Annotated in this window: 13 protein-coding genes; 11 read left to right on the top strand and 2 right to left on the bottom strand. The window is 42.5% G+C overall.

The genetic code is table 11. The features are described 5' to 3' along the window. Positions 1-73: 73 nt before the first annotated feature. The 8 genes from P2W76_RS02175 (at position 74) to P2W76_RS02140 (ending at position 5,981) form a co-directional block, all read left to right on the top strand. A complete protein-coding gene (locus P2W76_RS02175) occupies positions 74-637 on the top strand; it encodes an aminodeoxychorismate/anthranilate synthase component II (protein ID WP_276345835.1) in 564 nt (187 codons plus the stop codon). A gap of 10 nt (positions 638-647) precedes the next feature. After that, positions 648-1,457 (top strand): indole-3-glycerol phosphate synthase TrpC, encoded by an 810-nt coding sequence (gene trpC, locus P2W76_RS02170; RefSeq protein ID WP_276345834.1) that lies wholly within the window; start codon positions 648-650, stop codon positions 1,455-1,457. A gap of 52 nt (positions 1,458-1,509) precedes the next feature. Next, complete coding sequence (gene hflX, locus P2W76_RS02165) at positions 1,510-2,697, top strand: GTPase HflX (RefSeq protein WP_276345833.1); 1,188 nt, start codon at positions 1,510-1,512, stop codon at positions 2,695-2,697. A 163-nt stretch (positions 2,698-2,860) separates the two neighbouring features. After that, positions 2,861-3,244, top strand: coding sequence for a 30S ribosome-binding factor RbfA (gene rbfA, locus P2W76_RS02160; RefSeq protein WP_276345832.1), 384 nt, complete (start codon positions 2,861-2,863; stop codon positions 3,242-3,244). Beyond that, positions 3,244-3,876 carry a hemolysin III family protein gene (locus P2W76_RS02155; RefSeq protein ID WP_276345831.1) on the top strand — a complete coding sequence of 211 codons (633 nt, stop codon included), beginning with the start codon at positions 3,244-3,246 and terminating at the stop codon, positions 3,874-3,876. Before rbfA ends, P2W76_RS02155 begins: the two co-directional genes overlap by 1 nt. Before the next feature lie 76 nt (positions 3,877-3,952). Continuing rightward, positions 3,953-4,645 carry a TonB family protein gene (locus P2W76_RS02150; RefSeq protein WP_276345830.1) on the top strand — a complete coding sequence of 231 codons (693 nt, stop codon included), beginning with the start codon at positions 3,953-3,955 and terminating at the stop codon, positions 4,643-4,645. Positions 4,646-4,713: 68 nt separating this feature from the next. Beyond that, on the top strand, positions 4,714-5,352 hold the full coding sequence (gene aat, locus P2W76_RS02145) for a leucyl/phenylalanyl-tRNA--protein transferase (RefSeq protein ID WP_276345829.1): 639 nt from the start codon (positions 4,714-4,716) through the stop codon (positions 5,350-5,352). 23 nt (positions 5,353-5,375) lie between these two features. After that, on the top strand, positions 5,376-5,981 hold the full coding sequence (locus P2W76_RS02140; protein ID WP_276345828.1) for a trimeric intracellular cation channel family protein: 606 nt from the start codon (positions 5,376-5,378) through the stop codon (positions 5,979-5,981). 397 nt (positions 5,982-6,378) lie between these two features. Here the strand turns inward: P2W76_RS02140 and P2W76_RS02135 are convergent, their stop codons facing one another. Next, positions 6,379-9,279, bottom strand: coding sequence for a DEAD/DEAH box helicase (locus P2W76_RS02135; protein ID WP_276345827.1), 2,901 nt, complete (start codon positions 9,277-9,279; stop codon positions 6,379-6,381). A gap of 162 nt (positions 9,280-9,441) precedes the next feature. Beyond that, positions 9,442-10,230: a diaminopimelate epimerase gene (gene dapF / locus P2W76_RS02130; RefSeq protein WP_276345826.1), complete on the bottom strand. Its 789-nt coding sequence runs from the start codon at positions 10,228-10,230 to the stop codon at positions 9,442-9,444. A 227-nt stretch (positions 10,231-10,457) separates the two neighbouring features. Here dapF and P2W76_RS02125 point away from each other — a divergent pair, with 227 nt between their 5' ends. The 3 genes from P2W76_RS02125 to P2W76_RS02115 all read left to right on the top strand — a co-directional run bounded on the left by P2W76_RS02125 (position 10,458) and on the right by P2W76_RS02115 (position 13,599). Beyond that, entirely contained in the window at positions 10,458-11,957 is a 1,500-nt protein-coding gene (locus P2W76_RS02125) for a Do family serine endopeptidase (protein WP_276345825.1), read from the top strand. Between the two features lie 20 nt (positions 11,958-11,977). Beyond that, entirely contained in the window at positions 11,978-12,682 is a 705-nt protein-coding gene (pdeM, locus tag P2W76_RS02120) for a ligase-associated DNA damage response endonuclease PdeM (RefSeq protein WP_276345824.1), read from the top strand. Positions 12,683-12,813: 131 nt separating this feature from the next. After that, entirely contained in the window at positions 12,814-13,599 is a 786-nt protein-coding gene (locus tag P2W76_RS02115) for a succinate dehydrogenase cytochrome b subunit (protein WP_276345823.1), read from the top strand. Positions 13,600-13,640: the final 41 nt, after the last annotated feature.

The following is a 13,640-nucleotide window of genomic DNA, read 5'->3' as shown; positions in this document are numbered from 1 at the left end:
AAGATGGAAGGTGAGCACTGCGTATGATCCTAATACCTAGTTCCTAACACCTAACACCTAATAAACACATAAAATGAACATACTAGTAATAGACAATTACGATTCCTTTACCTTTAACCTGGTACACTTGTTAAATGAAACAGGACACGAGGCGACCGTATGGCGTAATGATAAGTTCAAGCTCGCTGATGTAAACGCATTTGATAAGATTCTTCTGTCGCCCGGACCGGGAATACCCTCAGAATCCGGCTTGCTCTTAGATGTTATCCGTACTTACTCGTCAAGCAAAAGCATTTTAGGTATCTGCCTCGGCCTTCAGGCGATTGGTGAGGTGTTTGGCGGCGAGCTCTATAATCTTTCCCGGCCGGTGCACGGTCGGGCAACCGAAATAACAGTCCTTGACAGACAAGAAAAACTGTTCAGGAATTGTCCTGAGGAATTTAAGGTTGGAAGATATCATTCCTGGGCTTTGAAAAATGATAATGTTCCTGCAGATATAGAAATAACAGCAACAGATACGGAAGGAGTAATTATGGCTTTAAGGCATCGCAAGCTTGATGTCAGAGGTGTACAGTTTCATCCTGAATCTGTACTTACTGAACATGGTAAACTATTAATATCCAATTGGCTGGGTTAAGCGTATTAGAATGAGTAGAAGTGAAACAACACAGTCCGGAAATATTCTGGATAAAATAGTAGCCAAAAAGAGACAGGAAATTGAATCCGACAGACGCCGGACCCCAATCATACGGCTTGAAGAATCAGAAAACTTTTTCAGGGAATGTTATTCATTACGCCAATTTATTCTGGACCCGTTACGTACAGGCGTGATAGCTGAATTCAAACGGCAATCTCCCTCGAAAGGAATAATTAACGATAGCGTTACCGTAAAGCAGGTAACAAATGGGTACGCAGCAGCGGGAGCGTCGGCGCTGTCTGTTCTGACCGACAGAAGTTTCTTCGGAGGAAGGAAAGCAGACCTGGTGGAGGCCAGGAAAGTTAATCAGATCCCGGTCTTGAGAAAAGAATTTATGCTGGATGAGTACCAGGTTGTTGAAGCGAAGGCGCTGGGCGCAGATATTATCCTGCTTATAGCAGCCATCCTTACGCCCCATGAGGTCCTGAAACTTGCAAGGCTTGCAAAAGATCTTGGAATGAGCGTATTGCTGGAAGTTCATAACAAAGCAGAACTGGAACGAAGCATAACTCCCGAACTTGATGCCATCGGAGTCAACAACCGGAACCTCGGTAATTTCGAAGTTTCCGTTCAGCATTCCTATGACCTGGTTGAGCACATTCCAGCAGAGTTTTTAAAGATTTCGGAAAGCGGTTTAAGCGATCCTAAAACGATAACTGAATTAAGAGCAGCGGGGTTTAATGGGTTTCTTATTGGTGAGAACTTTATGAAAACGCAGGACCCGGGGAAAGCTATGAAGGAATTTGTGGCAGGGTTTTAAAAGTAGAACCAAGAGATCAAACTCTTATCTTTGACACTTGTTAACCAAATAGATGCCAAGACAAAAATTTTTCGATACAGCTATTAAACCTGAAAAGGCGGTTTTAGTAGGTATCATCACTCCGGGGGAGACAGAAGAACAGACGCAGGAATACCTGGATGAATTGACTTTTCTGGTTGATACAGCAGGTGGCGAAACGCACAAGTCATTCACGCAAAGAATGCAACGTCCAGACCGCGCAACCTTTGTTGGTACAGGAAAGCTGGAAGAGATCAATGCATACGTAAAATCGGAAGAAATAGACATCGTGGTTTTCGACGATGAGTTATCACCGTCCCAATTGCGTAATATAGAAAACGAATTACAGGTAAAGATTCTTGACAGGAGCAACCTTATCCTGGATATTTTTGCAAAGCGCGCGCAAACCTCCCAGGCGAAAACCCAGGTTGAACTGGCGCAATTGCAGTATCTCCTTCCACGGCTTACCCGTTTATGGACTCACCTTGAACGGCAGAAAGGAGGTATTGGAATGCGCGGACCCGGTGAAAGCCAGATCGAGACTGACCGCCGGCTGATCTTAAATAAAATCTCCCTGTTAAAGGAACGATTGAGAGAGATCGACAAGCAAAATGAAACACAGCGCAAGAACAGGAGCCAGCTTGTCAGGGTTTCATTGGTTGGATATACCAACGTTGGTAAATCCACCATCATGAATATGATATCTAAATCAGAAGTTTTTGCAGAAAACAAACTATTTGCAACCCTGGATACGACCGTACGAAAGGTGGTGATCGAAAATTTACCTTTCCTCCTTTCAGATACCGTCGGATTCATACGGAAACTACCTCATCATTTGATAGAATGCTTTAAGTCAACCCTGGATGAAGTCAGAGAGGCGGATGTTTTAATTCACGTGGTTGATATTTCCCATCCTAATTTTGAAGACCAGATAAATACAGTTAATGAGACTCTTAAGGAAATGGGAGCCATTGATAAAGAAATAATCATGGTATTCAATAAAATAGATGCGTACGTACCAGCCGATTTTGATCCCCAGGAGGAGCATCCACCTTTAACACTGACCGATTTTAAAAATCTTTGGATGAATAAGAACCGGCCATCAGCTGTTTTTATTTCAGCATTAAATAAAGATAATATAGAAGAATTCAGGTCGCTGCTTTATGAGAAGGTGAAATCTATCCATACGGCACGTTATCCTTACGATAAATTGTTATACTAGTGATATGTTAACAATGAAATGAAGTTAACGGCCTTGAGCGATGAGCTGTGAGCAATGAGCTTCCACCTCGCGCGTAAAAAGAATTATTAATAATAACAATAACGGAGCTCATAGCTCATTGCCCACGGCCCATAGCAAAATCATTTATCAGCCTATCAAGAATATGGAATCGAAACGTCAACAGAAGTTTGCAGGTGTTATACAAAAAGATCTGGCTGAGATATTTCAGCGGGAAGGAGCTAACTTGCTACCGAACACTATGGTAACAATTACCAAGGTCAGAGTAACCTCTGATCTTGCAATTGCGCGGGTCTATCTCAGCTTTTTTAACAGTACTAATAATACTCTTTCACTAAACACTATTAAAGCGCATGCCGGGGAGATCCGGTATAAACTGGGCAGCAGGATTAAAGACCAGGCAAGGATAGTTCCTCAGCTCGAATTCTTTGTAGACGATACCAGTGATTATGTTGAAAAGATGGACAGGATATTCGATAAGATCAGCAAGGAGCCACGCCAGCCCGACGAGCCATCGCAGGAAGATTGATGATGAGAACTATACGGGAGCCTGTAAATTTTTATACTCATATAATTCCCGCAATTCTTGCAATTCCGGGTACCTTTTTCTTATTGTTGCGCGCCGGCTCGCAGGCTCAGCAAACCGCTGCCTGGATATATGGTGTATGTACGTTCGTACTTTTCGGTATCAGTTCTACCTATCATAGCTACCCGGTAACTGAAAGAGAGATCCGCTTTTGGCAGAAGTTCGATCACTGCTGTATATACCTGATGATCGCAGGATCCTACACTCCAACAGCATTACTTGTTTTTGATGGGTATATCCGTTGGTCTTTATTTGCGATGATCTGGAGCATAGCTCTGGCCGGCTGTCTTTTAAAAATATTTAACCGTTTAAAAAATACAGCCCTTTCCCTCACTATTTACATAGCTATGGGCGCGCTCATTGTTCCGCTTTTAAGTGAGATGTCAGTAAAGTTGCCTTTTTCGGCGATTGCCTGGATGCTCCTGGGGGGCTTCTTTTACGTTAGCGGAACGTTCTTTTATTATAAGGACAAGCCAATGGGACGGTTGCTTCATAGCCACGAGATCTGGCACCTTTTTGTTGTAGCTGGTGCAGCCTCGCACTACGTATATAACTATTTCTATTTGTTTGTATGAGCCGGGCGATGAATAATCGTGGCATCACATGATCCGGTTATATATTACTTCTGTTTATTTTTCGTTAAATTAGAATATGTACCCGAGTATAACATTAGGTTTTATCTTGAGTTTGGCCGGTCTTTTTGGGTTTCGCGAAGTAATCAGTGTGAATGCGCAGGAGCAACCGGCGTTCAAAGGCGGACAAAAAGCTCTTGTCAGTTTTATCGACAATAATTTAATTTACCCCGAGTTTTCAAAAGAAAACTGTCTGCAGGGGACTATCCAGGTGAGCTTCAGACTTAACAGGCAGGGTAAAATATATGATTCTAAAATACAAAAAGGCTTTGGAACAGATCTGGATCTGGAAGCTTTACGTGTTGTCCGTCTTACCTCGGGGAAATGGATCATCCCGACGAATCATGATACATTAATTTCTCTCGTTCTGCCGGTTAACTTTTCTCTCCGTGATTTTAAATGTGATCAGCGATCCAGGGACGAGATCAATGCAGCTATTAGTGCTTATCATGCCCGTGTAGGCATGAACGACGCTATTTTTAACTTTTATGATAAAAAGGCATTGGGAACATATGACCAGGCCGATGAGGCAAGAATACAGGATCTTAAAGCTCAGCTAGGCTATGATGAGAAGTTTATCGAACGCCTTCTGAAGCTCGCCCAGCGCAAATTAAAACAGGGTGATAAAGAAGGAGCCTGTGAGGATTTTCAAACTGTTCGGAGATTAGGAAGCGATGTTGCAGCCGGAATGATCGCTCAACATTGTAAATGAGCCTGGAACGAATGTCGCTTTTAATAATTACCATACAAGCGGTACCGGCCTAAGGGCGGTATATCAGAATGTTTTATCAGCTGTCAGATACCGAGATCTGGTTTCCAAAGCCAGAATTAGCAGAGGATGATGGATTGCTTGCTGTGGGTGGGGACCTGTCTGCGGAACGTTTAATGCTTGCCTATCATCACGGAATTTTCCCCTGGTATTCTGAAGAAACGCCGATCCTTTGGTATTCTCCTCATAAGCGTTTTGTCTTATTTCCTCATAAGCTTAAGGTTTCTGCGTCTATGCATAAGATCCTGAAGAGCGGCAAATTCGAGGTGACATTCAACACAGCCTTCGCTGATGTGATCGAATCGTGCTCATCGATATCCCGTGAGGGGCAACCAGGCACATGGATCACTAACGAGATGAAGCAAGCCTACATCCGGTTAAATGAATTAGGCTTTGCTTACTCCGTCGAAGTGTGGGAGAACAGGTCACTGGTGGGTGGACTTTATGGGGTACAGGTGAACCAGGTTTTTTGCGGAGAAAGTATGTTCAGTAAGGTAAGCAATGCTTCTAAAGCTGCACTGATATGGTTGTGTCAAAACCAGTCTTATATTATGATTGACTGCCAGGTCCATACGAGCCATCTCGAAAGCCTGGGTGCAGAAATGATCGGCCGTGAGGAGTATCTGATTTTTTTGAATAAAAAGTCCTAATTTAACGTTCAAACAGATACCCCATGCAGTTACCTTATTATATTGATCTGCTCGGAACATTAGTGTTTGCAGTTTCAGGTGCCCTGGCCGCATCTGATAAAAACATGTACAAGGATATTTTCGGGGTAACGTTTACAAGTTTTGTCACCGCGGTAGGAGGCGGTACTTTGCGTGATATGATTCTCGGGGTGCGTCCAACCTGGGTTGTTGATGGGAACTATCTGATCGCTATAACCATCGGAGTAGTATTTGCAATTACTTTCAAATATTATATCATCAAGTACAGGCGCACCTTTTTTCTATTCGATACAATTGGGATAGGCTTATATACGGTTGTGGGTGTTCAGAAATCGCTCGAGCATGGCGTATCCCCCCTGGCTGCTATAATTATGGGAATGTTCTCTGCAGTAATGGGGGGAGTAATAAGGGATACGCTGATCAATGAAATCCCGCTTATTTTTAAGAAGGAGATCTATGCGACGGCATGCTTATCGGGAGCAGCAATATTTGTTGTTCTAAAACTTTTGGAAGTTGATGATAATATAAATTCGTTCGTCAGCGTTTTTGCGATCATTTTTATCCGGCTTATATCTCTTAAATATCAATGGACGCTTCCGAAGTCGAGGTGATATTGGGCAACAGTCACTAATGTCCGGTTAAAATTAAATTCTTAATAAAATATGCTTTTATGCTTCCCATTGGGTTATTTATAGTTGCGTTTTAAAAAATAAGCCCCGATAAAATAAAGCAGATATTGACCCCAAAGGTGGTCACATATTTATAAAAAGCCATACCAACGCTTTCCCGACCCGAAGAGGTCGTATGTATTTTTAAAATTCGCATATTCGACCCCCTTCGGGGTCGATTTGTTGGAGATATCGATTGCTATAAACATGTGACCCCGCCCGAGCGCTGTTCATCCGGGCGGGCACCTTCGGGGTCGACAAGCGATATCTTTTAACACTGGTGGTGGACAGTGACCGTGCTTGTTCACGCAGATTAATCCTACTTGACTACACTAGTAAACTAGCTTAAAATATCCGAAATATCTTTCGCTGTCAATGATTTAACAAAACTCTCCTCGGTGGTAATGAGCGATTCGGCCACTTTCCGCTTGCGGTTTTGGAGGGCAAGGATCTTTTCTTCCACAGTATCTTTGGTTATGAATTTATAGATAAACACGTTTTTATTCTGGCCGATGCGGTGGGTGCGATCGATAGCCTGCTGTTCTACCGCCGGGTTCCACCATGGATCGAGAATGAAAACATAATCAGCTTCCGTAAGGTTTAAACCAACTCCTCCCGCTTTGATCGATATCAGGAAAAGCTTAATATCTTTATTAGCCTGGAACTCTCTCACTACCTCTCCTCGTTTCGACGTGGCTCCGTCCAGATAAGCAAACGGAATATTTTGGCTATCAAAATGCCTGCGGTAAATATCCAGTTGCTTTACAAACTGGGAGAATACTAAAACCTTATGGCCCCGCGAAAGCACATTTTCAAGTGTATGGATTACATTCTCAAATTTACCAGAGTCACCTTCATAGCCTTCATCGATCATCAGCGGATGATTAGCGATCTGGCGCAATTGGGTGAGGCCCTGTAAGACCTGTATCTGAGATCGTTTGAAAGCGCCATTTTCAAGATTCACAAGCAAGGCATTCCTGTATTCAGATTTCACTTTTTCGTAATACTCCTTCTGCTCATCGCTCATCTGACAATAAAACAAGTTCTCGGTCTTGGCTGGCAGTTCTGTTGCAACTTGCGTTTTTGTTCGCCTTAGCACAAAGGGCTTGATCAGCGCCTGTAGTTTTGCCGCTTTCTCATCGTCCTTTTTCTTTTCAATGGGAACAACGAAATCGGTGTAAAAGAAATGCTGATTGCCCAGCAAACCAGGATTAATAAATGACATCTGAGTCCAGAGATCATTTACAGTATTTTCTACTGGAGTGCCGCTCAAAATGAGTTTATGTTTCGATTTAAGGCTTTTTACTGCCTTAAAGGATTTGGAGGCCGGATTTTTAATATTCTGGCTCTCATCCAGTATGATGTAATTGAAATAGAGGTTTTTTAAAAGGTCGATATCAACCCGCGTAATTCCATAGGTAGTGATCACGACATCATAATTTGAAAACAGCTCTATTTCTTTGTTCCGGAAACTTCCTGTATGCGCGTGGATCTTAAGCTTAGGGGCAAACTTCCTGGCTTCGTTCAGCCAGTTGTAAACTAAGGAGGTCGGCATGATGATCAGGGAGGTAGTGTGAATATCCAGATCGTGGTTTTCTTCCTTGATCTTTTGAAGCAATGCAAGGGTTTGAACGGTTTTCCCTAAGCCCATGTCGTCTGCCAGACAGCCGCCAAAATTATACTTGCGTAAAAAGTGGAACCAGTTGTATCCTGCCTTTTGATATGGACGTAAAGTTCCACTAAATGATTTTGGAATATCAGCGTCTTCGATCTCCTCAAAATCTGATAACCTTTGAAGCTTTCTGTCCATGCTTACAGTAGCCAGTTCGCTATTAGCGAAATCGTTAACAAGCCCGATGTGCAGCTTTTTTAATTTTAGCTGTTTTGAGCCCTCTGTAAACTGGAGTAAATTTCCGTATTGTGAAAACCATTGTTCCGGTATAACAGCAATCTCGCCTGATGGCAGCTTAAATTCCCGGATCTTGTTTAAAATGTGGTTCTTTAGATCAATAAAAGGTATCTGGTAATGGCCAAAATGCACCACAGCATGTATATCAAACCAATCATTATTTTCCCGGATCTCCAGGTCTATTTTACTTTTCCCAATCACAAATCTCTTTTCACCATCCGCCTGCTCAAATGTGAAGCCTTTGGCTTCAAGTTCATCATGGTTTTCGTTTAACCAGTTAATAATTCTGAAGGGGGAATCTTCCTCTTCTGTATTTTCCGGATCTGTGGTGAATACACTGAGGAATAAGGAACCGGTGGATCTAAGGCCCAGCTCCTGCAAGGTGTTAAGCTTATTTTTTTCCCAGCTCAGCGAGCGCTTGATACGGTGGAAAATGTAATCGTTATCTTTTTTTTCGGTCCTTACCGATACCCTCCGTTCACTCCCGGCAGGGAAAATATAATCGCCGTATCTAAAATATAGTTGAATCTGGGGCCGTTCACTATTCGCGTACAAAAGCTTTAGGACCGGTGTGGCCTCAAACTTCTCAGTTCTTATTTCAAACCCTTCGGCGTAAACCGCATGTTTTTCTATGAGCGGGCCTACAAATTTTTCGAAATAAGTTTTTTCAGAAGATTTTGGAATAGAAATAAAACGCTTATTCAGGAAAGGCTGTAGTTTTTTCCCCTCAACTTCCTCTTCAAAATAATAAAGTACGTCGTCAAGAAGCAGCCATGCAGGTTGGTTGCAAATGATCTGCGCATCCTTAAACATAAATTCGATCCTAAGTCCCTGGAACTTAATAGTGGGAAAATATCTTGTTTCTGTCAAACCACGCCGGAAATGAAATAAGATCGAGGCAGGCTCCGAGGCAATTGTGATTTTACGCTCTACGGGCCAGCCTTCTTTGCTCATGAGATACAGCTCTTTTTCTGCAAGCATGCCAAATGCGTCAACCAGCCGCTTCTCTATTTTCGGCCTTAAAGTTTCGTAAAGCTTTTCATTAAAGATCGTACTGAAATATTCAAGAGGCCTGATAGCTTTTTTGTGGTATCGCTTTATAATATGTCCTTGCTCGGTTTCTTCCAGGAGTTTTATTAGCTTAAGATCCGTTTCGTCAAGAATAGAAGAAAATTCGCTTGCGGTAGTACTGAATATTCGCTGATATGTTAGAGAAAACCCTCCATCAGGGTTTAATTGAACAATATGAGGTTCAATCAAATATCCCAGGAAATCATGTTTGCAAATAGAGTATACAATCTTGCAAGGCTTACTGCTATCAACTCTTAACATAGGTAATCGGAAAAATTTTAAGCAAGTTGAGCATTAAAAAATTCTAAATCTATGCAGAATTTTGGCCTTTTTCAAGTGACCGCAGTAAATAATTGATTTATGTTTAAAATATGACAATGACAAATTTAAGAGGGCACCGACGCCATCGTTTATGCCAGACTATCATACATCGATAGAGCCTTCGAACACAAAACTCGCCGGACCTTCGAGAAAAACGTTTGTGAACTTTTTACCATCATAATCGAAACTAACACTTAGCTGGCCGCCCGTAACCCTGAGCGTGATTGTGGTTTGACCGGTTTTGTTTTTTAGACGGGCCATAGCCATAGCCACCGCGGTTGCCCCTGTGCCGCAAGCGAATGTCTCATCCTCTACGCCTCTTTCGTAGGTGCGTACATAATAATGATCACCCATATCCTCAACAAAGTTCACGTTAATGCCCTCCGATGAATAGACTTCGTTATACCGGATCTCGCGCCCTGCCCTGAAAACGTCAAGATCCCTGAGCTGACTTCTTTGCACAACATAATGGGGAGATCCGGTGTTGAGAACAAACGCATTTCCGTCCATTTTAATATCGTCTACATCAATCATTTTCAGACTCACCCAATCTCCGTTTTCTGAAATTTTGGCATAATGAGGTCCGTCAACTGCCATAAAGTTAGTCTCATTTTGTATAATGCCAAGTCGTTTGGCAAAGGCCGTGATGCATCGCCCCCCATTTCCGCACATGGTTCCAGCCGAACCGTTAGCATTATAATAGAGCATCTCGAAATGATAACCGGGTTTTAGCTGTAATGCCATTAGTCCGTCGGCGCCGATACCGAAGTGACGGTCGCACAATTTCTTAATCATCTGAGGCTGCTGATCCGGGTTAAAGTGCTGCTCCCGGTTATCTAAAAGGATAAAATCGTTCCCAGCGCCTTCGTATTTATAAAAATTTAATTTCATATTTTGTATCGGTATAAGTAAAGTATGTTAACCAAGTATTCTTTTAAAATTCGGAATTATAATGTAGTCCAGATCATCCCGCGCCGTAAATATATCACGGTAACAATGAAATGTATTTAACAATTTTTAACATATTTTCGATACACGAAATGTTTGTTCTGCGTTTAACTGGTATTAATTTTGAACAATCTTTGAACGAATAATAAAAAATAAATAACTATATAGATATGAAGAAGATAGGTGTTACATTTTTGGCAGCTTGCCTTGGCGGGGCGGTTGCTATCGGCTCGTACAAGCTGATCGAGAATCAGGTCCAGGACGGGATGTCATTCGAAGAGAAACAAAAGGTTCATTTTGCAAATAATCCTTTACCGGTTATTAATTCTTCTACCGGAGATCTGGATTTTACGCAGGCTGCCGCTGCCGTTACGCCGGCTGTTGTACATATTAAAACAACGTATAACAATCCATCTGCAGGTGCCGGCCGCGACCAGATGCAGGATATGTTCGAGGATTTCTTTGGTGGAGGCCGGAGATCACGCGGACCGGCGATGGGCTCCGGATCAGGTGTTATCATTTCACCGGATGGATATATCGTAACCAATAACCACGTGGTAGACAACGCAGACAAGATTGACGTTATCTTGCCTGATAAACGTTCACTTGTTGCTAAAGTCATTGGCAGGGATGCCAATACCGACCTGGCATTAATTAAGATTGAAGGGTCTGGCTTTCCTATAGTAAAACTGGGAAACTCTGATGATGTCCGTATCGGGGAATGGGTTCTGGCAGTTGGATATCCTTTTGCCCTGAATACCACGGTTACTGCCGGTATTGTGAGTGCTAAAGGTCGCCAGATAGGAATTCTTGACAGTGAGCCATCTCCTAATGGTGAGCCGCAGGCGAGAACAGCGATTGAATCGTTTATTCAGACAGATGCTGCAATCAATCGCGGGAACAGTGGTGGTGCCCTGGTAAACACTAATGGTGAGCTTATTGGAGTTAATGCTGCGATAGCTTCCCAGAGTGGAAGTTACGAGGGCTATGGATTCGCTATCCCGATTAACCTTGCCAAAAAGATCCTGAATGATTTTAAGGAATTTGGATCGGTTAGACGTGGATTTATAGGTGTGAACTTTACCGGACTCGATGCTGAGCAGGCAAAACGCTTCGGTGTTGATGAACTTAACGGATTGTATATCAACGGCGTTATCACCGGTGGTGGAGCTGATCAGGCTGGTTTGAAAGAGGGAGATATCATCACAAAGGTTGACGGAAAGCAGATCTATGGTCCTTCTGATCTCCAGGAACGTATCGGCCGCTTAGGTCCCGGCGACAAAGTTCAGCTTTCTTACCTCAGAGATGGTAAAACGTTTAATACCAACGTAACGCTTAAAGGCGAAGAGTCTGTAAAAAACAATGAAACCACAACAGCCAGCGTTGTAACCAGGAATCTGGGTGCAAGCTTCGCACCTGTGAGCGAGTCTCTTAAGAAAAAATACAAGATCAATTCAGGTGTGATAGTTACCGGCGTTCAAAATGGAGGATACTTTGACCAGATCGAAGTTGCTCAGGGAACTGTGATCACCACAGTTAATGGACAAGCAGTAAATAAAACTCAGGATATTGAAACCGCAATCAAATCAAGCCGCAATAATATGGTTACCATTAGTGGTTTCACGCCCGAAGGAGCGTCGATGAGATATCAGTTTCCGATAAGGAGATAAGGTTACGCAAAGGTCTTAGAATGAAAGCCTTCTCGATACTGAGAAGGCTTTTGTATTTTTGTGCGATGATATCCGTTCCTCTTTCATTTAATTTTCTTAGCCAAACCTTACTACTCCTGCCCGAGAAAGCCGTTTTCTGGGAGGAAGAAAAGACTTTGATTATAGCCGACATTCACCTCGGAAAAGTTGGGCATTTTCGTAAGGCCGGTATAGGAATTCCTAAGGAAATGGAGCAACAGGACCTTGCTCTTATTTCGGATCTGATCCACGAGTATAAGCCTTTAAAGATCATTTTTCTTGGCGATCTTTTTCACAGCGATATGAATAACGACTGGGGCTGGCTTGTTTTGTGGCGTTCCTTATTTAAGAAGATAGATATGATTTTGGTGTTAGGCAATCATGATATTCTGAATGACGATTTCTACAAGGACCTGAATTTTGAATTACACGACAGGCTTGAAATAGGTCCTTTCCTGTTTTCTCATGCACCCCTAAAACCTAATGAGCTTGTAAATGCTGACAGCTACGTTGTTTGCGGACATATTCATCCCGGCGTAACGCTTAAGGGCGGCGCAAGGCAGATTCTTACCCTGCCCTGTTTTCATTTTGGCGCAAGGCAAGCTATTCTCCCTGCCTTTGGTAAGTTTACAGGTAAGGTATGTGTTAAAAATGTGAAAGGAGACCAGGTTTTCGGTATCGCTAAAAATCAAGTCATCCGCTTTTGATCCTAAACTTTCACCGTAAAATTTAGATCGTTTCTAAATAGATATTATTTCTCCGGCCACTTATATTTCCATCGGTTTTTTTACCATATAATGATAAATTTGCTCCCTGAATATTTATAATAGCACAGGTAATGAGCAATTTCGCAAAAACGTTCTCATCCTCATTGGGAAAAAAATTGATAATGGCCGCAACAGGCTTGTTTCTTTGTACTTTCCTGATCGTACACTTGGTTGGGAATCTTCAGTTATTTAAAGACGATGCAGGCCAGGCGTTCAATGCTTATGCATACTTTATGACCCACTTTGTTCCGATCAAGGTGGTATCTTATTTATTATATGCATCAATTATTATTCATGCGGTTTATGCACTGGTATTAACCACAGGAAACAGGAAGGCCCGTCCGGTAGCCTATGCTGTTCAGGCAGGTTCACAAAACAGCCCGTGGACGTCCCGTAACATGGGAATCCTGGGTACCATCTTACTGGTGTTTATTGTGGTACATATGAGTAATTTCTGGTGGAAATACCATAATGCTGAATTACCTTATGCTAAATATGAGATCAGCCTGGATGATCCAACAAATATTACTGTTTCCGAGTTGCCCTGGGATGCCACGCGTCTGGTGCATTCAGACTATGTAGATACACAGGCGGGAAAACAGATAGTCGTCTCAAAAGATCTTTATAAAGTTGTCGCCTATTCATTTCAAACCTGGTGGTACGTATTGCTATACGTTGTATCTATGGCAGCACTTGCGTTTCACCTGATACATGGATTCAGAAGTGCCTTCCAAACAATAGGCTGGGATAATAAAAAGTATGTTCCGATCATTCGCTTCTTAGGCGTTTGGATCTTTGGTGTGTTAATTCCGCTGGGATTCGCCGCAATGCCTGTTTACTTTTACTTTTTTAAATAAGAATTACATTCTGAGCGATCAGATTAAAATATATTTCTGAG

Origin of the sequence: Daejeonella sp. JGW-45 (genome assembly GCF_029360805.1) — a bacterium.
Lineage (GTDB): Bacteria > Bacteroidota > Bacteroidia > Sphingobacteriales > Sphingobacteriaceae > Daejeonella.
This window is presented reverse-complemented; position numbering and strand designations above follow the sequence as displayed.

What these genes read in the sequence shown, in the direction of transcription:
- P2W76_RS02175 (WP_276345835.1), top strand. Translation starts at nt 74, where the DNA reads ATGAACATACTAGTAATAGACAATTACGATTCCTTTACCTTTAACCTG.
- trpC (WP_276345834.1), top strand. Translation starts at nt 648, where the DNA reads ATGAGTAGAAGTGAAACAACACAGTCCGGAAATATTCTGGATAAAATA.
- hflX (WP_276345833.1), top strand. Translation starts at nt 1,510, where the DNA reads ATGCCAAGACAAAAATTTTTCGATACAGCTATTAAACCTGAAAAGGCG.
- rbfA (WP_276345832.1), top strand. Translation starts at nt 2,861, where the DNA reads ATGGAATCGAAACGTCAACAGAAGTTTGCAGGTGTTATACAAAAAGAT.
- P2W76_RS02155 (WP_276345831.1), top strand. Translation starts at nt 3,244, where the DNA reads ATGATGAGAACTATACGGGAGCCTGTAAATTTTTATACTCATATAATT.
- P2W76_RS02150 (WP_276345830.1), top strand. Translation starts at nt 3,953, where the DNA reads ATGTACCCGAGTATAACATTAGGTTTTATCTTGAGTTTGGCCGGTCTT.
- aat (WP_276345829.1), top strand. Translation starts at nt 4,714, where the DNA reads ATGTTTTATCAGCTGTCAGATACCGAGATCTGGTTTCCAAAGCCAGAA.
- P2W76_RS02140 (WP_276345828.1), top strand. Translation starts at nt 5,376, where the DNA reads ATGCAGTTACCTTATTATATTGATCTGCTCGGAACATTAGTGTTTGCA.
- P2W76_RS02135 (WP_276345827.1), bottom strand. Translation starts at nt 9,279, where the DNA reads ATGTTAAGAGTTGATAGCAGTAAGCCTTGCAAGATTGTATACTCTATT.
- dapF (WP_276345826.1), bottom strand. Translation starts at nt 10,230, where the DNA reads ATGAAATTAAATTTTTATAAATACGAAGGCGCTGGGAACGATTTTATC.
- P2W76_RS02125 (WP_276345825.1), top strand. Translation starts at nt 10,458, where the DNA reads ATGAAGAAGATAGGTGTTACATTTTTGGCAGCTTGCCTTGGCGGGGCG.
- pdeM (WP_276345824.1), top strand. Translation starts at nt 11,978, where the DNA reads ATGAAAGCCTTCTCGATACTGAGAAGGCTTTTGTATTTTTGTGCGATG.
- P2W76_RS02115 (WP_276345823.1), top strand. Translation starts at nt 12,814, where the DNA reads ATGAGCAATTTCGCAAAAACGTTCTCATCCTCATTGGGAAAAAAATTG.